This is a genomic window from Candidatus Weimeria sp. HCP3S3_B5, assembly GCF_052064335.1.
Classification (GTDB): Bacteria; Bacillota; Clostridia; order Lachnospirales; family Lachnospiraceae; genus Weimeria.
In genome coordinates this window covers 22,384-42,335 of sequence record NZ_JBQHVU010000012.1, presented here as the reverse complement: position 1 = coordinate 42,335, position 19,952 = coordinate 22,384, and the positions used below count along the sequence as shown (strand labels likewise).

At 46.5% G+C, this 19,952-nt stretch carries 16 protein-coding genes and 1 tRNA gene; 13 read left to right on the top strand and 4 right to left on the bottom strand.

The window, feature by feature from the left end:
• Window positions 1-1,143: an Mbeg1-like protein gene (locus ACTNCK_RS07210; RefSeq protein ID WP_441081827.1), complete on the top strand. Its 1,143-nt coding sequence runs from the start codon at window positions 1-3 to the stop codon at window positions 1,141-1,143.
• A 1-nt stretch (window position 1,144) separates the two neighbouring features.
• Here ACTNCK_RS07210 and ACTNCK_RS07205 read toward each other — a convergent pair whose 3' ends face one another.
• Window positions 1,145-2,965, bottom strand: coding sequence for an LTA synthase family protein (locus tag ACTNCK_RS07205; RefSeq protein ID WP_441081826.1), 1,821 nt, complete (start codon window positions 2,963-2,965; stop codon window positions 1,145-1,147).
• A gap of 305 nt (window positions 2,966-3,270) precedes the next feature.
• Here ACTNCK_RS07205 and ACTNCK_RS07200 point away from each other — a divergent pair.
• Both ACTNCK_RS07200 and ACTNCK_RS07195 read left to right on the top strand, forming a co-directional pair.
• Window positions 3,271-3,343 (top strand) — tRNA-Val (locus tag ACTNCK_RS07200).
• A 13-nt stretch (window positions 3,344-3,356) separates the two neighbouring features.
• Window positions 3,357-4,205: a DNA glycosylase gene (locus ACTNCK_RS07195; protein ID WP_441081825.1), complete on the top strand. Its 849-nt coding sequence runs from the start codon at window positions 3,357-3,359 to the stop codon at window positions 4,203-4,205.
• Here ACTNCK_RS07195 and ACTNCK_RS07190 read toward each other — a convergent pair whose 3' ends face one another.
• On the bottom strand, window positions 4,206-5,300 hold the full coding sequence (locus tag ACTNCK_RS07190) for a fibronectin type III domain-containing protein (protein WP_441081824.1): 1,095 nt from the start codon (window positions 5,298-5,300) through the stop codon (window positions 4,206-4,208).
• 14 nt (window positions 5,301-5,314) lie between these two features.
• The gene (locus ACTNCK_RS07185) at window positions 5,315-5,854 is read right to left on the bottom strand and encodes a hypothetical protein (protein ID WP_441081823.1); all 540 of its coding nucleotides are present in this window, start codon (window positions 5,852-5,854) and stop codon (window positions 5,315-5,317) included.
• A gap of 195 nt (window positions 5,855-6,049) precedes the next feature.
• Here ACTNCK_RS07185 and ACTNCK_RS07180 point away from each other — a divergent pair, with 195 nt between their 5' ends.
• The 10 genes from ACTNCK_RS07180 to ACTNCK_RS07135 all read left to right on the top strand — a co-directional run bounded on the left by ACTNCK_RS07180 (window position 6,050) and on the right by ACTNCK_RS07135 (window position 19,573).
• The gene (locus tag ACTNCK_RS07180) at window positions 6,050-7,324 is read left to right on the top strand and encodes a substrate-binding domain-containing protein (protein ID WP_441081822.1); all 1,275 of its coding nucleotides are present in this window, start codon (window positions 6,050-6,052) and stop codon (window positions 7,322-7,324) included.
• Window positions 7,325-7,424: 100 nt separating this feature from the next.
• A complete protein-coding gene (locus ACTNCK_RS07175; RefSeq protein ID WP_441081821.1) occupies window positions 7,425-8,936 on the top strand; it encodes a sugar ABC transporter ATP-binding protein in 1,512 nt (503 codons plus the stop codon).
• Between the two features lie 18 nt (window positions 8,937-8,954).
• Window positions 8,955-10,607, top strand: a complete 1,653-nt coding sequence (locus ACTNCK_RS07170; protein ID WP_441081820.1) for an ABC transporter permease subunit — start codon at window positions 8,955-8,957, stop codon at window positions 10,605-10,607.
• Between the two features lie 95 nt (window positions 10,608-10,702).
• Window positions 10,703-12,295, top strand: a complete 1,593-nt coding sequence (locus ACTNCK_RS07165) for a response regulator (protein WP_441081819.1) — start codon at window positions 10,703-10,705, stop codon at window positions 12,293-12,295.
• On the top strand, window positions 12,292-14,124 hold the full coding sequence (locus ACTNCK_RS07160; protein WP_441081818.1) for a sensor histidine kinase: 1,833 nt from the start codon (window positions 12,292-12,294) through the stop codon (window positions 14,122-14,124). The genes ACTNCK_RS07165 and ACTNCK_RS07160 overlap by 4 nt, the downstream gene beginning before the upstream one ends.
• On the top strand, window positions 14,121-15,053 hold the full coding sequence (locus ACTNCK_RS07155; RefSeq protein WP_441081817.1) for a sugar ABC transporter substrate-binding protein: 933 nt from the start codon (window positions 14,121-14,123) through the stop codon (window positions 15,051-15,053). Before ACTNCK_RS07160 ends, ACTNCK_RS07155 begins: the two co-directional genes overlap by 4 nt.
• Window positions 15,010-16,089, top strand: coding sequence for a galactose ABC transporter substrate-binding protein (locus ACTNCK_RS07150; RefSeq protein ID WP_441081816.1), 1,080 nt, complete (start codon window positions 15,010-15,012; stop codon window positions 16,087-16,089). The genes ACTNCK_RS07155 and ACTNCK_RS07150 overlap by 44 nt, the downstream gene beginning before the upstream one ends.
• Before the next feature lies 1 nt (window position 16,090).
• A complete protein-coding gene (locus ACTNCK_RS07145; RefSeq protein WP_441081815.1) occupies window positions 16,091-17,095 on the top strand; it encodes an SPL family radical SAM protein in 1,005 nt (334 codons plus the stop codon).
• Window positions 17,096-17,122: 27 nt separating this feature from the next.
• On the top strand, window positions 17,123-18,616 hold the full coding sequence (gene glpK / locus ACTNCK_RS07140) for a glycerol kinase GlpK (protein WP_441081814.1): 1,494 nt from the start codon (window positions 17,123-17,125) through the stop codon (window positions 18,614-18,616).
• Between the two features lie 27 nt (window positions 18,617-18,643).
• Window positions 18,644-19,573, top strand: a complete 930-nt coding sequence (locus ACTNCK_RS07135; RefSeq protein WP_441081813.1) for an SDR family NAD(P)-dependent oxidoreductase — start codon at window positions 18,644-18,646, stop codon at window positions 19,571-19,573.
• Here the strand turns inward: ACTNCK_RS07135 and trxA are convergent, their stop codons facing one another.
• Complete coding sequence (trxA, locus tag ACTNCK_RS07130) at window positions 19,574-19,906, bottom strand: thioredoxin (RefSeq protein ID WP_441081812.1); 333 nt, start codon at window positions 19,904-19,906, stop codon at window positions 19,574-19,576.
• Window positions 19,907-19,952 lie beyond the last annotated feature (46 nt).

Genomic DNA, 19,952 nt, shown 5'->3' with positions numbered 1-19,952 from the left:
ATGGCAAATATCATGGATTATCTCGACTGGAGAGGAGACATTCCATTCGAGGTGGATGGCTACAATGAGGTAGACAACCTGGTCTTTTCTACGATGGCTTATATAGATTTTGATGGCGTCGTCGGAGGAATGGAGGATGATAAGCCGATTTCTATTGATCAGGTCAATGACAGGTACTGGAGGCTTCATTCTGAAAAGGAGATAAAGGACAGGAAGGCCTTCGTATCCGATGCTCCCTTTATCCTTAAGAAAATGGCAGGCAGCAGGCGTTACAGGGATATGAGGCTTTTGCATTATATAAATGCTGTAGATGAGAACCTGACCCTGCAGCTTTCAGCGATAACCATCATTCCGGGGGATGGGTCAGTATATGTCGCCTACCGTGGTACAGATGATTCTCTGATAGGCTGGAAGGAGGATTTCCTCTTTGCATACAAGGACATGACGGTAGGCCAGAAGGCCTCGGTCGAATATCTGGACACAACGCTTAATTCACTTCCGGGTGATCTGATCCCATATGTCGGAGGTCATTCCAAGGGCGGCAACTTCGCAGTATTTGCAGCAGCTTTCTGCAATCAGCATATCAGGGACCGGATAAAAAGTGTCTATTCAAATGACGGACCAGGCTTCGTTTCGGAGGTGATCCATACAAGGGAATATCAGGGCATTAAGGACAAGATAGTAAAGTACACGCCTGAGTTCTCATTTATAGGAGCACTTATGACTGAGGATGCAGACTCCATAATAGTAAAAAGCGATGAAAACGGAGCCTATCAGCATGATCCGTTCAGCTGGCAGGTCATGAGGAATCATCTGGTGCGTTCGGACGATATGACATCGTCGAGCAAGCTTTTAAACGATACGCTTGGACGATGGGTCTCAAATGAGCCAATGGAAAAAAGAGCCCTGTTTATAGATATCCTCTTTGACCTGTTCAAGGAGGCCGGCGTAACCAAGGCAAGCGAGCTTGGAAAGAACAGGATAAAGACATCGGTAGCCATGGTAAATGCACTGAGAAAGCTTCCGGCTGATGACAGGATGGATTTCCTTGGTATCCTTAAGGATCTGGCGAAAAGCGGCGGTGATGCATTAAAGGATGCTATACTTGATGTTGAGACAGAGGCAAGGAATAATACCTGGTAGGTCATGGCTTGAAAAACCATGGAAGTCTGTCATTGCCATGTGCCTTCAGGTCAGTATACTGGAGGCACTCATATTCCCATTCCTTCTGCCTGATAGCAGGATCTGCGTCCTTCCAGCTGTGGTAATTTCCATCATTTCCCAGATATCCCAGATGATTAAGGGCCGGGATCGATTTCTGCAGGTCCTTTAGATAATAATTGTAGTCGGACATTTCAAGCCCGCTGCATTCAAGCATCATGGTTCCAAGATAGTTTGTGCTTGTGACGACATCCTCCTTTTCTGGTATATCATAGTTTGCCCATATGAAAAACGGAGTAGCATACCATCTTTCCTTTTCGTTAAGAGGGAGATCGCTGATCTTTTTCCCGCCTGAGACTGCAGTAGTGAAGTAGTCAGGCAGATCAGGATAATGATCTCCGAACATTACAATAAGGGTAGGTTCATCATAATTCTTGAAATAATCTATGAGATAGCCCAGGGCCTTATCACTTAGCTTTTCGAGTGAAAGGAAATGATCGGCCTCGCTTACCATTATATTTTTGGTCCTGATATCGCATCCTATATCGTTTGACGAGTATCCCCCGTGGTTCTGCATGGTCACATCAAACAGGAAGAATGGCTGGTCCTTGCTCTTCTTGTTATTTATCACCTCTATAATCTTTTCATAATTAGCCTGATCGCTGATATGCTTATGATATTTAAGGACATTTTTGTTGAAATCCTTCTCTGTATAGAATCTGTTGAATCCCATAAGACCATAGGCCGCCTCCCGGTTCCAGTTGCTTCCCTTATAGGGATGCATCGCGGCAGATCTGTAGCCCTGTGCCTCAAGGGTAGAGACCAGGGAATACTGTTTCTGCGTATAATAGCTTACATATGGTACCATTCCGGGGAATCTCTTTACAGAGTTTCCTGTCAGGAATTCATATTCAGTTTTTGCGGTGCCTCCTCCGGTAATGCATACAAGGGTATGCCCCTTAATAGTGTTTTCCTTCATCGAATCATAGTAGGGCATTATCTGATCAGGCGTATTTAGCTTGCCGGCATATCTTAAGTCAGCCCATGATTCATTCATTATAGCGATAATATTTACGGGCTTTACGTTTGTTATAGTATTGGGCTCGCGCCTTCTTAGGGATTCTCTGGCGATCCGCTCTGTCTTCTCCGCTTTATATCCGTCAGGCGGAGTAAGCCTCATGAATTTCCCTACGCACAGAAAACCAAGAGTTGTTCCGTATTCATGGTAGGTCTTTATAGGAGCAAAGAGATCGGTCGTTATATCAAGGGCTCCATTCCATTCAGTATTTAGATAGAGGGGGAAGAGAGCGACCATAAAGGCGGCGATCCCAAGGCGTATAAGGAGTTTTTTTAGCTTTCCCTTTCTGACTAGAACATAATCATAAGGAAAGATGGTGTAAAAAATAGTAAGTCCGATTCCTGTAACTATATCTATTATAAAGGGTATAGTGGGCCTGAAGCTGTATGAGCCGGCAACGGTCAGTGCAGTCCCTATGCTGAATATGTCGATGGCCTGGAATGGTTCTCCTCTTTCTGCATATACTATGAAGAAAACAATAGTCAGAGCGGAGAAGAATATATGGGTGAACAGAACGGATCTCTTTACACTGTTAAACCAGAACATAGCAATGAGATTTGCAGCAGCAATGATAGCGATATTTATTATCATATAGTACCACTGCATCTTAAAAAAATCCGGATTATTTACCAGCTCCATAATAAAGAAGCACCATATATCCGGTATCAGGATAAGAAGCATATGCTTCAGTTCAAACTGTCCTTTATTTTTAGCCTTTGTATTCATGAGATGATTATAGCATAGTGCAGGGAAATTTATATGGAATTTTTACCACAGAAGTAGTATACTAAAAGATAGCCATCTGTTCGAGAGTAGGAACTCATCAAGTGTGAGCTCTGTGCTGACAACAGTGTTTTCTATTGCGTAGGCAGACGTGCTGATGTGTCGGCAGCAGATGGCGTATTTTGGGATTATAGCTCAGATAAATAGAGAAAAAGGTTTCAAAAAGGTTTCAGAAGTTGTATAATGTCATAGAAAGACAAGAACAAAAGACCTTGAAAACCATTTTAAGGGCTTATCGAGTCATTTACGGGATGATAGCTCAGCTGGGAGAGCACCTGGGTCACAACCAGGTTGTCGGGGGTTCGAGTCCCTTTCATCCCACTAAAAGGTGCAAATGAGAGTAAAGCTGGAAGATACAATAGATCTTAAGAAAATAGCAGATAGTGGTCAGTGCTTCCGTTGGAAGGAGGTTGCTGACAGTAGGTTCAGGGTCTGCGCATTTGGCAGGGTAAGGTATCTGACTCAGGAGGGAGAGAAGTCTTTTACTATCGACTGCGATCAGGAAGAATATCAGACAATCTGGAAGGACTATCTTGATATAGATACAGATTATGACGGCATAATCGCCTCGATAGACAGGGCTGATGATTTCCTTATCAGGGCAGGCCAGGCCGGAAGAGGCATAAGGATACTCAGACAGGATCCGCTTGAGACGCTTATTACATTTATCATTTCCCAGAGGAAGAATATACCAGCAATAAAGTCATGCGTAGAGAAGCTGTGTCATGCCTGTGGCAGCTTCTTGGGGAACTACGATGGTGAGGAGATTTATTCCTTCCCGGATCTGATGGGGCTGTCTGCCTTGTCATGTCAGAAGTGCGGGGGAGACTGCTGTACATATAAGAGGGCAGGCCTTGACAGCTGCTCGCTTGGATACAGAATGCCCTATATCCAGGATACAGTAAGCCGGCTGATAATGAATCCGTCACTGATCGAATACCTGGATCAGCTTGATGACAAGGCATTATATGAAGAGCTCCTTGGCTTCAAGGGAGTGGGAAAGAAGGTCGCTAACTGTACAGCACTGTTTGGCTTCCATCGTCTCGACTTTTTCCCGATAGATGTCTGGATAAAGAGAGTTATCGACCAGGAGTACGGCGGAAGTTTTGACCATACCTTGTATAGCCCGTTTGCCGGGGTCATACAGCAGTATATGTTTTATTACTACAGGCAGACTCACTGATCAGGCCTTCTTCATAGGCATTATGTATTTCTCTACCAGATAGTAGCCATAGTTGTTTCCGGCGGCCCAGCCTCTGGTCTGTGCGCGGTAGCTTGGAGAATGCTTCTCGCCGGTCGTATAGGGATTGTCCTTTATACCGAGCCACTGGACATATGGAGCATTGCCTACCCTGACATATTTGCCGCGTGGATCGATAGCATTGTTGATATGGTTCTGTGCACCGGCATAAAGGGACAGATGCAGAGCCTGTGAACGGATGCCGACAGAAATGGCATGGCTTTCAGCAGAAGAAGCAGAGGAGTAACCGAAGGCTCTGTAATGGGCTCTCGCATAGGATCTGAAGTCGAGCCCGCCAGCACCGTTTCCTACAGCGCCAACACCTCCGAAGTTGCACTGATAAATGCTTACGTCGCCGCCGAATCTGAGGAAGCCTGTTTCGTTCATCATCTGTGCAAACAGAACCTCGGCCTTTATATTGTATCTTGAAGCCTCCCTGTATACAATCCTTGTGAAATCATTGATCGTTGCAGCGCCCAGACTTTTATATGCGGATGGATAGGATGACCGCTTTGATTTGTAATATCTTGCCATCTGGGCAGCACTGACCGTGGATTTTCCCTTTATCAGATATCCTGTCCTGCCCGAGGCTTTCCTGCTTTTTTTGGAATATGTGATGGATTTTCCCTTTTTCTTGTAGGCACGTACACGGAAGGTGTATTTCTTGTTGGCGGAAAGACCGGTGATAGTGACCTGATTGACATCCATCCCGCTGATCGTCTTTTTGACCCTGCCCCGGCTGTCAAGCACCTGATAGCCGCTTGCGCCGTAGACCGGATACCAGTGCAGAGTAAGTGAGCTGCCTGTCCTGCTTGTGACCTTATCAGTATCAGCGTCATAGGGAGTCAGATAGTCGTAGCTGTCGTTATTATAATTGTATGAATCATAGGATTTCCTGTTCATACAGTCATTGTAGGGGCTTCTAAGCTTTATGGTTTTGCCTGAAAAGGAAGCATGGGCCTGGAGGGGGAAGGCCATGAGGGCAAGGCAGGAGATCAGAAGATATGGTATCGGACTGGTACATTTTTTATTTTTCATATGTGTATTTCCTCTTATCTGTGAGTAAGGATTTCATGGCGAAGCCGCTCCAGGGCCTCCTCGTCATGGTCGCTGTAGGCAGTTTTTATAGCGTCTTCAAAGACAGGAAGAGCATTTTCGAATTTTTCTATGCCGGTATTTTTCCATAGAAAGGCAGCGCCGTTCATTACAGACCAGACATCAGCAGCGGATCGCCTTAGCTTCTCCTCCGGTCTTACATCCACAAGCCCCAGAAGCTTCTTGCCATAGCTGTCAGAATCCATTGTACCTATATAAGAAGATGCTGAGTCATAAAGGGCAGCTGACATGATCTCCTCTGCCTCGGATCGCGGGAGCCCCTCACTTATGCATTTCTCCATAATATCAAATCCGAAGAGGTTGAACATGGAAAGGGACAGGCGGATCCGCTCGCGGGGACTTCCATAGCGTCTGCGTTCGTCAGATATCCTTATAAGCTCTGAGAAGCCTCTGATAAAGCAGTCACTGCCATCGGCCCTGATCCTTTTTTTCTCCAGAAGGTTTGAAAGATCCTCTTTATCTTCTATTTCCTGCATTATTATAACCTCATTTCCTGGCTGGATTTTATAAACATTATACAGTAATTATCGTTTGCGGGCAAATTTTAAGTAGAATCTTCAATATTCAGCATAAAATTTTCTATTCTTTTTGCGGGTGGAAAAATATATAGTAATACTCGTAAACGAACGAACGACACGGAGGGTGTCATTAACATGAAGGAGGAACGATTTATGAAGTCAAGAAAGGTAATAGCACTAGGGCTCGCAGCAGCTATGGCATTTTCACTGGCTGCCTGCGGCGGAGGCAAGGCATCAAAGGGCGGATCATCATCGGGATCAGGAAAGACCGCAAGCGGAACAGTAGCGAACAAGGACAAGCCGGTTGTCTGGTACAACCGTCAGCCATCAAACAGCTCGACAGGAGAGCTCGACAGCAATGCCCTTCATTTCAATGACAATACCTACTATGTAGGATTCGATGCAAATCAGGGTGCTGAGCTGCAGGGAACAATGATCGCTGACTACATCAAGGCACACAAGGATGAGATCGACAGAAATGGTGACGGAGTCATAGGATATGTGCTTGCGATCGGAGATATCGGACACAATGATTCGATAGCCCGTACAAGAGGAGTCAGAAAGGCTCTCGGAACAGCGGTAAAGGATGGAGACAGCATCGATTATCAGGCAGTCGGAACTAATACAGATGGATCTGCAAAGGATGTTCAGGACGGTAAGGTCGATGGAGTTGATCTAAAGATAAGAGAGCTCGCATCACAGGAGATGAAGAACTCAGCAGGAGCAACTTGGGACGCAGCAACAGCAGGAAACGCTATCCAGTCATGGTCCTCTTCATTCGGAGATCAGATCGATATCGTTATTTCCAATAATGATGGAATGGGAATGTCGATGTTTAATGCATGGTCAAAGGAGAAGAAGGTTCCTACCTTCGGATACGATGCAAACTCAGATGCAGTTGCAGCTATAGCAGATGGCTATGGCGGAACGATCTCACAGCATGCAGACGTACAGGCATATCTGACACTCAGGGTTCTCCGCAATGCGCTCGATGGTGTAGATGTGATGACAGGTATCTCAAAGAAGGACGATGCAGGGAATGTCCTCGAGGAAGGCAAGGACTTCAGATATGATGAGAAGGAGCGTTCCTTCTACGCATTGAACCTTGCAGTAACAGCTGATAATTATAAGGACTTCACAGATTCGACAAAGGTATATGATCCTGTATCAAAGCAGCTGAGCAGCGATAAGAAGAAGGTATGGCTCGATATCTATAATTCATCAGATAACTTCCTTGGATCGACCTATCAGCCGCTCCTCCAGAAGTACGATGATCTGATGAACCTCGATGTAGAGTACATTGGAGGTGATGGACAGACAGAGTCCAATATCACAAACCGTCTCGGAAATCCAAGCCAGTATGATGCATTCGCCATCAACATGGTAAAGACAGATAACGCAGCATCATATACAGCACTTCTGCAGTAAACCGGGGAACAGTTCAAATAACTGAAGGATTGTAAAGCAGAACAGGAGGCATCAGGAAAGTCACCTGGTGCCTCTTTTTTAGACAAGGCAGGAGATAGATATGTCAGAAGAAAAGAAGGAAGATATAGTTCTTTCCATTCGGGGAATGTGCAAATCCTTCGGAAGGAACCGGGTGCTTGATCATATCAATATGGATGTGAAGCGCGGCTCCATAATGGGTCTGATGGGTGAGAACGGAGCAGGCAAGTCAACAATGATGAAGTGCCTGTTTGGTACTTATCAGAAGGACGAAGGACAGATAATCCTCGATGGAAAGGAGATCAATTTCTCAGGGCCGAAGGAGGCCCTTGAAAACGGGATAGCCATGGTACATCAGGAGCTGAATCAGTGTCTTGAGAGAAGCGTGGTCGATAACCTTTTTCTTGGAAGATATCCTAAAGACTCTATCGGAGTGATAGACGAGGGAAGAATGAAAAAGGAGGCCTCGGAGCTTTTTAGAAAGCTCAATATGACAGTGAACCTGACACAGCCGATGAAGAGGATGTCGGTTTCACAGAGGCAGATGGTCGAGATAGCAAAGGCTATATCCTATAATTCAAAGATTATAGTGTTAGACGAGCCTACCTCATCCCTTACCATGCCGGAGGTCGAAAAGCTCTTCAAGATGATGAGAGCCCTGAAGGATCAGGGAATATCAATCATATATATCTCACACAAGATGGATGAGGTATTTGAGATCTGTGATGAGGTATCGGTATTAAGAGACGGAAGTCTTGTCATGACAAAGGATGTACATGACACCGACATGAATGAGCTTATAGCTGCTATGGTAGGAAGGTCATTAGACAACAGATTCCCGCCCGTAGACAACAAGCCTGGTGATGTGGTCCTGCAGGTATCGCATCTTTCGACCAAGTATGCACCTTATCTGAAGGACGTATCCTTTGAGGTGAGAAAAGGAGAGATCTTCGGCTTGTACGGACTTGTCGGAGCAGGAAGGTCGGAGCTTTTAGAGACGATCTTCGGAGTCAGGACAAGAGCCAGCGGAAGAGTATACTACAACGGCAAACTGATGAATTTCAACAGCTCCAAGGAAGCCATGGAGCATGGGTTTGCAATGATCACTGAGGAAAGAAAGGCAAACGGACTTTTCCTGAAGGGTGATATCACCTTTAATACCACGATAGCCAATCTGAATCATTACAAGTCAGGACCGGCATTGTCGGATCCTAAGATGACAAAGGCCACCTCGAATGAGATCACGGTCATGCATACAAAGACGATGGGACCTGAAGATATGATCTCCAATCTCTCAGGAGGAAATCAGCAGAAGGTGATCTTCGGAAAGTGGATGGAGAGAGACCCTAAGGTGTTCATGATGGATGAGCCTACCAGAGGAATAGACGTAGGCGCCAAGTACGAGATATACGAGCTTATCATCAAGATGGCAAAGCAGGGAAAGACCATAATCGTAGTATCATCAGAGATGCCTGAGATCCTTGGAATAACAAACAGGATAGGTGTGATGAGCAACGGACATCTTTCAGGTATAGTAAATACCAATGAGACGGACCAGGAGGAACTCCTGAGACTCTCTGCGAAGTATCTGTAAACGAAAAGGAGAAAAATTATGTCAGACAACAGAATTTTATCCGCAGAGGAGCAGGAAAAACTTCTCGCGCCAATCGACAAAGAGGTTGGTGGGATCCAGGCGGAGATAGACAAGCTTAGAGAAGACGGTTCACTTAAGGTAAGGAGCTATGAGAATATGATAGTCCTCTTAAAGGAGGACAAGACCCTCACAAAGGGCGAGAGGGCAAATGAGATAGCTGCCGCCAAAAAGGAGCTCGAAAAGGCAAAGGCGGTAGAGGCTGCAAATAAGGACAAGGTGGCTGCTCTTGTAAAAAAGGCAGAGGACTATCTGAAGGTCCACTACGACAGCGACTACTACAACAAGGTAAAGGAATCCTGTGATGCCAGACGTGAGCAGGCAAAAAGGGAATACGACACAGCTATCGGAAAGCTCACAAATGAGCATGAGGCAGAGCTTAAAAAGCTAAACGACAAGGCCGAGATAAAGGACGAGAATTACGTCTATAAGAACCGCAGATTCGATCTGAAGATGAGATATGATCAGAAGCTGCAGAGAATAAAGGACGATCAGCATGAGGCCTATATCTACAGATATCACCTGATAGACTTGCTTAGAATGTCGAGATATACACAGGGACAGAAGATGGCTCAGGGCTGGGAGAACTACAAGTACACCTTTAACTCGACCCAGTTCTTCCTTCAGAACGGACTTTATATCGTTATCATAGCGGTATTCGTTTTCTTAGGGATCATAACACCGGCGGTCAAGGGCTCGCCTCTTTTCACCTATAATAATATCTTGAATATCCTCCAGCAGGCCTCACCTAGAATGTTCTATGCCTTAGGAGTAGCAGGACTGATCCTCCTTACAGGAACCGACCTTTCGGTAGGCCGAATGGTAGGAATGGGAATGGTTGCAGCGACTATCATAATGCATCAGGGACCAAATACAGGAACGGTATTCGGACATGTATATGATTTCTCGGCGATGCCGGCAGGAGGCCGTGCGATCTTAGCCCTCATTGTCTGCATAGTGCTTACAACGGTATTTACTACGATAGCCGGATTCTTCACAGCCAAGTTCAAGATGCATCCATTCATCTCGACAATGGCCAACATGCTTATAATCTTCGGACTCGTAACCTACGCTACAAAGGGAGTATCCTTCGGATCAATAGACCAGAGCATACCTCAGATGGTAATCCCGAAGATCAATGGACGCTTCCCGACTATCATTCTCTGGGCAATAGCAGCCATAGCTATCGTATGGTTTATCTGGAACAAGACGACCTTTGGAAAGTATCTCTACGCAGTAGGAGGAAATCCGGAAGCTGCTTCAGCATCAGGTATTTCGGTATTTGCAGTAACTCTCGGAGCATTTGTCCTGGCAGGTATCCTCTATGGATTCGGTGACTGGCTCGAGTGTAACAGAATGGTAGGATCCGGATCAGCAGCCTATGGACAGGGCTGGGATATGGATGCGATCGCAGCCTGCGTCGTAGGTGGTGTATCATTCACAGGTGGTATCGGAAAGATCTCAGGAGTTGTCGTAGGTGTACTTATCTTCACAGCACTTACATACTCTCTTACAATTCTCGGAGTTGATACAAACCTTCAGTTCGTATTCGAAGGAATCATAATCCTTGCAGCAGTAACACTTGACTGCCTGAAGTACATCAGAAAGAAGTAAGTGATCTGACTGACAGGTAAAACGCTAATAAAGCAGGGACAGACCATAAGAGTCTGTCTCTGTTATTTTGCTATATAATTTGTTATAATCCGTTTATGGAAAAATACTCAGTTCTTCTGGTGGATGACGAGCCGGAAGTGATACAGATAATGCTAAAGAAAATAGACTGGGAGGGACTTGGTTTCACAGTAAGCGGCTATGCCGAAAACGGAGCCAGCGCTCTTGAGATGATAAACCAGAATCCTCCGGACGTGGTCATGACGGATATAAGGATGCCCTATATGGATGGAATGGAGCTGTCCGGACATATTAGGGAGCAGTATCCTGATATGAGGATAGTCCTCTTCACCGGATTTGACGAGTTCGAATATGCCAGAACGGCTATCCATCTGAATATTTCCGAATATATATTAAAGCCGGTCAATGCCGCCGAGCTTACAGAGACTCTTACAAGGATCAGGGCAGATCTGGACCGGGAGAGGAAGGAACAGCAGAATATAGACACGCTGATGAGATACTATAATGAGTCCCTTCCTGCAATGCAGTCCAGGTTTGCTGTCATGCTGCTTGAGAATCAGATAGCAGCCGATCAGATAGAGAGGCTGGCGGAGGAGTACAGGTTTTCTGTTGAAAAGCCCTTTGCCACAGTGGCTATCTTTCATGTCTCAAGGACCCATATGCCAGAGGGAGGAGACTATCAGGTCCTGAGGATGGCGGTCTGGAGATATGCCTATGACAGGCTGAAGGACAGATGGAGGGTTTTATTCTTTTCCTATCAGCATGATAATGTGATGATAGTCCAGCTTGATGAAAGCACAGATATAAGAAGACTTACAGATGAATGCTCGATAGTAGCGAGAAACGCCGGTCATGTCACGGGTGCGGTAGTTACTGTAGGCATCGGAAGAGTGATCAGATCGGTGTCAGAGATAAGGGACTGCTGGCTTGGCGCAAGGGAAGCCCTCTCATACAGGGTGATCTTCGGGACAGGACGAGCAATAAATATCAGGGAGGCCACACCGGGAGGCAAGGATACCTATGAGATCGGAGGAGAGGAGAGCATCCATAATATCCTGCAGAAGATCAGGATGGGGGATGATGCTTCTCTAAGGGAGGCAGTAGAGGAGTATTTCAGTCGACTCTCAGACCATTTCCTGTCACTTGGCCAGTACAGGACTGAGCTCACAGGACTGGTGACAGCCATCCTTCAGTTTGCGCGGAAGAATCAGATCAGGATGAACGAGGTGGCAGATCCTTATTCCAATATTACTGGAATGGACAGGGCGGCATTCGAGGACTGGATCCTTTCAGTCTGTCTGGATTTGCAGCACAGGCTCGCGGCAGCAAGGACCTCATCTGGAGTGTCCTATGTGGACAGCGCCAGGAGCATAGTCATGCAGAACTATCAGGACCCGGACCTTTCGATAGGAGATGTATGCAAGAGCCTGGGTGTCTCTGAATCCTATTTTTCAGGAGTCTTCAAAAAGACTACAGGAGAATCCTTCGTGTCCTATCTTACCAGGATCCGTATGGAGACAGCAGCCCAGCTTCTGACAGAGACCACAGACAAAAGCTATGTGATAGGAAAAAAGGTCGGCTTCCTCGACGCAAACTATTTCAGCTATGTATTCAAGAAGCAGTATGGCGTATCGCCAAGCAGATATCGTAAAAAGGAAGAGGATAAGTGAACAGGGATCGTGGCGGTATATTCCGTATAAAGGATCATTTCACATATGATGGCATTCAGTCCATAATGATGTTTACGTTTGCAGGGCTGTCTGTGCTGATAGTGATAGTCCTTGCCATTGTATTTGTGATGGGCTTCAGGAGCTCGGCAGAGAATGAGTATATCAGTAATGCGCAGGTGATTGTTGACGAGACCGGGAGAAATCTTGAGAATCATCTGCTTAACCTCCGCCATGTCTCTGATACAGTATCATACAATATTCTTTCTGAAAACGACGTGACACAGCCCCAGCTTGAGCGTGAGATCTACCTTCTCTATGAGGCAAACCAGAGTACCATAAGAAGCATAGCCTTATATAACGGATCCGGGTCGCTTCTCATGTCGGAGCCTACGGCCAACCAGAAGGAGGATCCGGATGTGACTAAGCAGGAATGGTTCTACGGGGCCATGAGAGAAATGGAAAACCTCTATTTTTCTACTCCGCATGTGCAGGATCTCTTTCAGGACGAGGCAGGCAAATACCATTGGGTCATCTCCATGTCAAGGACAATAGACATCACCTCCGGAACATCCCAGGCGACCGGCGTGCTTCTTGTCGATATGAACTACTCCGATGTGGAGAGGACAATGGAGCAGATCAACGATTCAGACAACGGAGCCTATTATTACCTGTGTGACGATACCGGAAATATGATCTTTCATCCATATATGGCAGGCTTTGAGCTGAATAAAAGGTCGGAACCTACCATAAAGACCGCTGTTTCTCACGGTGATGGAGTCCATACGGTCATGGCAGGTGGCAGGCTGTTACATGTGGTGGTCCGCACTATAGCCTATACAGGCTGGAAAATGGTCGCAGTGGTGCCTGATTCAGCTATAATGAAGGGGTCAGGAGCCAGCATATGGACTATACTTTTTTTCTTTACAATGGTGCTTATGCTTGCTCTTATAGTAAGCAGGCTGGCTGCAAAAAGGATATCAAAGCCTATCCTCGAGCTGAACGAGTCGGTTAAAAATCTTGAAGCATCAGACATGACAGCAGGGGCTGATATCTATATAGGAGGACCTTCAGAGATCAGGCATCTGGGATCTACCATCCAGAACTCATATGAGGAGATCAGGCGGCTGATGGCGGAGGTCGTAAGGGAGGAGAGGGAGAGAAGAAAAAATGAGATGGATGCCCTGCAGAGCCAGATCAATCCTCATTTCCTATATAATACGCTTGATTCCATTACCTGGATGATAGAGGGAGACAGGAATGAGGATGCCACATATATGATCACACAGCTTGCAAGACTCCTTCGCATATCGCTGTCAAAGGGAAGGACCATAATACCATTAAGAGATGAGATAAGTCATGCCAGAAGCTATATGAATATACAGAAATACAGATATAAGGACAGCTTTTCTGTGGACTATCAGCTACCTGAGGACTACGGTAATCTCTGCACGGTAAAGCTTGTGATCCAGCCAGTACTTGAAAACGCCATCTACTATGGAATGGAGGGAATGGTTGACGGGGATGGAGAGATCATGGTAAAGGCAGAAAAGCGGGGAGATGACCTGTATATCTCTGTAACAGACAATGGCTGTGGAATGGACGAGGAAACAGTAGAGGGACTTCTTACAGATGAAAATCGTGTCCATAAGCATGGATCCGGAGTAGGCCTTCTGAATGTGCACAACAGGATAAGGCTTATGTTCGGAGATGACTATGGCCTCATTATAGAAAGCGAGCCGGATGAGGGCACCTGTGTGACTATCCATATACCGGCTATAGAGTATGATGAGGATACCAGAAAGAGGCTGGAAGGGGGAAGCGGGCTATGAATGAAAGAGGACTGACCTTTGTCATTATAGAGCTTCTGCTTGGATGCTTCGCAGTTTTTTGCATAGCGATGATGATAGGCAGCAGGCGGACTCCGCATAAGAAGCAGATCGCAGTCATAGTCGAGGACTCTGAGAGCGATGTCTGGGTCCCGCTGAAGGAGGGAGCAAAGGAGGCGGCAAGGGAGAATAATGTGGATATACGCTTTGTGACCACAGGCACCTTTGATAATGCAGCCGATCAGGTCAACTCTGTTGATGAGGCGGTAAATGATGGCTGCAATGCTCTTCTTGTCGTTCCTGTAAATGACAGGGCAGCATGGCTTATAAAAAAGAAGAATTACAGGATTCCTGTCCTGCTTCTGATCTCGGATTCGAGCTGCGACATGAAAAGCATATCGATCGATCCTAGGGAAGCAGGCAAGAAGCTTGCAGAGATGATAATGGATGATACGGACGGGGCTCTTACGGTAGGATTTCTTACAGACAGACATGGGAGCAGGCTTACAGGCCAGATAAGGAAGGAAACGGCCTCTATACTTGAGAAGGCAGGCTATAAGGAGGCCTTTACCAAGGAAGGAGCAGACCAGAAATTTATAAAAGCCCACAGATCAGATATACTGGTATGTCTGACCGAGGAGTCATTATCCGCTGCAGCAGATCTGGCAGGTCAGAAAAGGCTTTCCGGTGTGGATGTCTATGGCTTTGGTTTTGCTACAGAGGATGTATATCAGCTTGATATGGAAAATATAAAGGGACTGGCCTATCCGGATATCTTCCGGACAGGCTATTATGGGGTAAAGGAAATGACCGCAAGGCTTAACGGCGATCCACTTAAGCCAAAGAGCCGGGTGATAAGGACAAGGAGCCTTCGGAAGGAGGATATTTTTGAAAATAAGGAGATCATGTATATCATCAGCCGCAGGTCCTGAAAGGATCATGGCTATATGCTGTATTTTTGCAGTGCTTTTATCATCCGTATCATGCCAGGCGCCGGCAAGAAAAAATAAAACAAAGATTAAGATAGGGGTCTTAGTCTACGATGAGGGCGATACCTTTCTCAAGGGTGCGATAAATGAGATGATAAAATCGGCAAAGGAGAAGAGCAGGGGCAAGGCTGATGTGACAATAACAGTGGGAGATGCATCAGGAGACCAGAATACCCAGAACGATCAGATGGAGGATATGATAGCAAATGGCTGTAATGTACTGGCTATAAACCTTGTCGACCGGACCGATCCTACTTATATCATAAATCTTGCCAGAAAGAACGATGTCCCGGTTGTATTCTTCAACAGGGAGCTGGTAAGGCATGATCTTGACCGCTGGAACCGTCTCTACTATGTAGGGGCGCCGGCAGTAAGAAGCGGGATGATGCAGGGAGAGGAGATAGCAGACTATGTGAAAAAGCATCCTGAGATAGACAGGAATGGAGACGGCAGCATACAGTATGTCCTGATCAAGGGAGAGCTTAATCATCAGGATACAATAATAAGAAGCGAAAAGTCAGTATCAACTGCAGCTTCATATGGTCTAAATCTCGACAGGCTGGCTGAGGAATCGGCTAACTGGAGCCGGGCCCAGGCCCAGAACAGGATGAGCCAGCTGATAAACGAGTACGGGGATAAGATAGAGCTCGTGATCTGCAATAACGATGATATGGCTCTGGGGGTCATAGATGATTATAAAAAACGGGGGAAAAAAACAAAGGAACTCCCTGCTGTATTTGGCGTTGATGGAACAGCAGAGGCGCTTAAATGTGTAGAGAAGGGAGAGCTGAAGGGGACTGTATATAATGACGCTATAAGTCAGGCTGATAAGATAATGGAGCTTTCCATAGCTCTGGCAGAGAAAAAGGATGTAAGCCAGGTGACAGGAAGCAATGAGAGAAGCTTTTATATAGACTACCAGAAGGTCACAAGGGACAATGCATCCTCCTTTGCTGCTAAGCTGGGAGATCAGGAGTGATATGTGGAGCTTTAATCATATTTACATTGAAAACGATATAAAGGACCATCCCAGGACAAGGGAGATCCTTTCGAAATGCAGCTGGCGCGGTATTTTCTATATAGACAGATATCTGAAGATATTCGGTAGAAAAAAACAGGATATACATTTTCAGATGAAGAACCGGTCGCTTATCCTGGCAAGGGCCAGCGGAGAGCTTCTCTACAGAGGTTCTCCCATGTGTCAGGATTACGGGAGAAAGCAGTTCTACTATACATCTACAATGAAGAACTGCCTCTATGACTGCGAATACTGCTACCTGAAGGGGATGTATGACTGTGGCTATATTGTCATATTTGTAAATATCGAGGATGTCTTTGCTCAGGCCGAAAGGAGGCTGGACTTACTGGCTGATGGGGAAAGAATGTATCTGTCGGTATCATTTGATACAGATCTTTACTCATTTGAGAGCCTGAGCGGATACTGCGGACTCTGGAAGGAATTCGCAAGGGAGCATCCCGGGGCAGAGATCGAGATCAGGACTAAGGGAGCACCTTCTCCTGATGGAGATGAGGGTGAGGTTCCTAATCTGATCCATGCCTATACCCTGTCTCCCCAGCAGATAATAGACAGGTTCGAGCATAATACAGCGCCTCTTTCGGCAAGGATCCGCTCTGTAGCCCGGATGCTTTCATCAGGAGGAACGGTAAGGATCTGCATCGATCCTATCATTTATGTGAGAGACTGGAAGGAGCTCTATGGCTCACTTATCGACTCTATGGTCAGGGCCTTTGATATTGACAGAGTCATGGATTTCGGAATAGGTACCTTTCGCATCTCAAGGGAGTATCTGAAGAGACTTCGCCGGGCAGAGCCACATAGCGAGGCGGTCTGGTATCCATTCGAGATAAAGGACGGATACGCCGTTTATCCGGAGACGCTGCAGGAACAGATGATCTTATTTACATCAGACCGGATAATGTCATTTAGTAAGAGCAGGAAAAATGATATAATATTTAGAGCTTGACAGGGGTTTATTAAAAGGAGGCTTATAATGGCAGAATATATTATGGCACTTGATGCAGGGACAACCAGCAACAGATGTATTTTGTTTGACAGACAGGGGAGAAAGGCGGCAGTCGCCCAGAAGGAATTCAGGCAGTTCTTTCCAAACCCGGGATGGGTAGAGCATGACGCCAACGAGATCTGGTCCACTATGCTTGGAGTGGCTGTCCAGGCCATGCAGACAGTAGGCGCAAAGGCGACTGATATAGCAGGGATAGGGATCACTAACCAGCGTGAGACAGTAGTCGTATGGGATAGGAATACAGGAGAGCCAGTCTATCATGCTATAGTCTGGCAGTGCCGCAGGACATCAGCTATAGCGGATGAGCTCAAGGCAAAGGGACTTACAGAGACGATCAGGAAAAAGACAGGACTTGTGATAGATGCATATTTCTCCGCGACAAAGATCAAGTGGATTCTTGACAATGTGGAGGGAGCACGTGAGAAGGCCAAGAGGGGCGAGCTTTTAGCCGGCACCATAGAGACCTGGCTTATCTATAAGCTGAGCGGAGGCAGGCTCCATGTCACCGATTATTCCAATGCATCAAGGACCATGCTCTTTAATATAAATACCCTGGAGTGGGATGAGGATATCCTTAAGGAACTCGATATTCCAAAGAGTATGCTTCCGGTTCCTGTGCCGAGCTCGCAGATCTATGGCTATACTGATCCGCTCCTGCTGGGAGGCCAGATACCTATCGCCGGGGCAGCAGGCGACCAGCAGGCAGCTCTGTTCGGTCATCTCTGCTTTGACAAGGGCTCTGTAAAGAATACCTATGGTACAGGCTGCTTTTTGCTGATGAATACAGGGGATAAGCCTGTATTTTCAAAGCACGGTCTTCTCACGACTATAGCCTGGGGAATAGACGGAAAGGTAAGCTATGCCCTTGAGGGATCTATATTTGTTGCCGGCGCTGCAATACAGTGGCTTAGAGACCAGATCAGGCTAATAGATTCAGCAGAGGACTCAGAGTACTGGGCCAATAAGGCACACGGGACCCATGGCTGCTATGTCGTCCCGGCATTTACCGGACTTGGCGCTCCATACTGGGATCAGTATGCGAGAGGGATAATAGTCGGTATCACAAGAGGTACGAATAAGTACCATATCATAAGAGCGACGCTTGAATCCATAGCCTATCAGGTCTGGGACGTGACAAATGCCATGGAGGAGGACTGCGGGCTTAAGCTTAAGTCATTGTGTGTGGACGGAGGCGCCTGTGCGAATGATTTCCTGATGCAGTTCCAGGCGGATATTCTGGGTAAACCAGTGCAGAGACCGTCAAACGTCGAATCGACAGCTCTTGGAGCGGCCTTTCTTGCCGGGCTTTCGACAGGATTCTGGAAGAATAGAAATGAAATAAAGGAGCTGCCCGATGAAAATTGCAGGGAGTTTTCTCCTCAGATGCAGTCAGATGAGAGGGAACAGAAGCTTGCCGGCTGGCATAAGGCAGTGAAGTGCTCGTTTGGCTGGGCAAAATGATAACTAAGCTTAAAGGGAGGCCTGTATATGGCTATTTTGAAGGAAATATATAGCAGATGCGTATCTATATCCGGAAATATATATTTCTTTATGGGTCTGCTTGGAATCATTCTTTCTATAGCAGGAAATATACTTATTCGAAAAAGAGCCGATAAGCGTTCGGTGACACTCAGGGATTCGGCAAGGAGGATCGCTGTCGTCACAGGAGCCTCAAGGGGACTTGGATGCGGATATGTAAGGGCAATAGCCAGACAGATGGATGCCTTCGATATTCAGGAACTCTGGATAATAGCCAGAAACAGGGATAAGCTTGTCGCACTTGCAAGGGAAACCGGGGTACCATGCCTTCCTATACCTGTTGACCTGACAAGCGGCAGGTCTATAGAGGTGATCCGTGAAATGCTCTCTACCAGAGACTATGATGTAAGGCTCCTGATAAACTGTGCTGGGGTCGGGAATTCGGGAACCTCGGAGCAGATCGGAAACAGGGGAGAGCAGATGGAGATAGTGCTTAATGATTCGGTGACCGTAGCAATGGTCCAGACCGTTCTTCCCTTTATGAGGGGAGGGAGCAGGATAGTAAATATAGCTTCGATAGCTGCCTTTCAGTCCATTCCGGGTTTTAATGTATATGCGGCATCGAAGGCCTTCGTGCTTTCCTATTCGAGAGGCCTGAGGTCTGAGCTTGCCTCACGGGGAATCTCGGTAACAGCAGTCTGCCCTTACTGGATCCGCGATACCGGCTTTATAGAGCATGCTACAGGGGAAAAGGCAGCCCCATTTCTTTCTAAGACCACGGATCAGGTCGTCCGCACAAGTCTTCGTGCAATAAAGGGGCGGAGAAGACTCTCCACCCCTTCGATAGCATCCTTTCTCGATCTGATAATAGGGCCTCTGCTGCCGGATATAGTCCTTTCAAGGATCGCTGCGGCCTTTAATCTCAAGAGGAGGAAATGATCAGCCGAGCATATCGAGGATCTGCTGCTTGCTGTGAACGCCGACGGCCTGATTTACGACCTCGCCGTTCTTTATCACTATAAGAGTCGGGATGCTCATCACATTGTACTTCTCTGCGATCTGTGGATTCTCATCCACATCAATCTTCCCGACCTTGATGTCTGTCTTCTCGTCAGCTATCTCCTCAACGATAGGTCCCTGCATTCTGCATGGGGCACACCAGGTGGCCCAGAAATCTATAAGCACAGGCTTGTCAGACTTTAAAACCTCTTCTTCAAAATTGTCAGTTGTAAACTTAAGTGCTGCCATTATTTTCTCCTTTCGTGTTTTCACTTATTTATGCACTATACCACAAAAAAAGATTGCGTGCAACCTATTT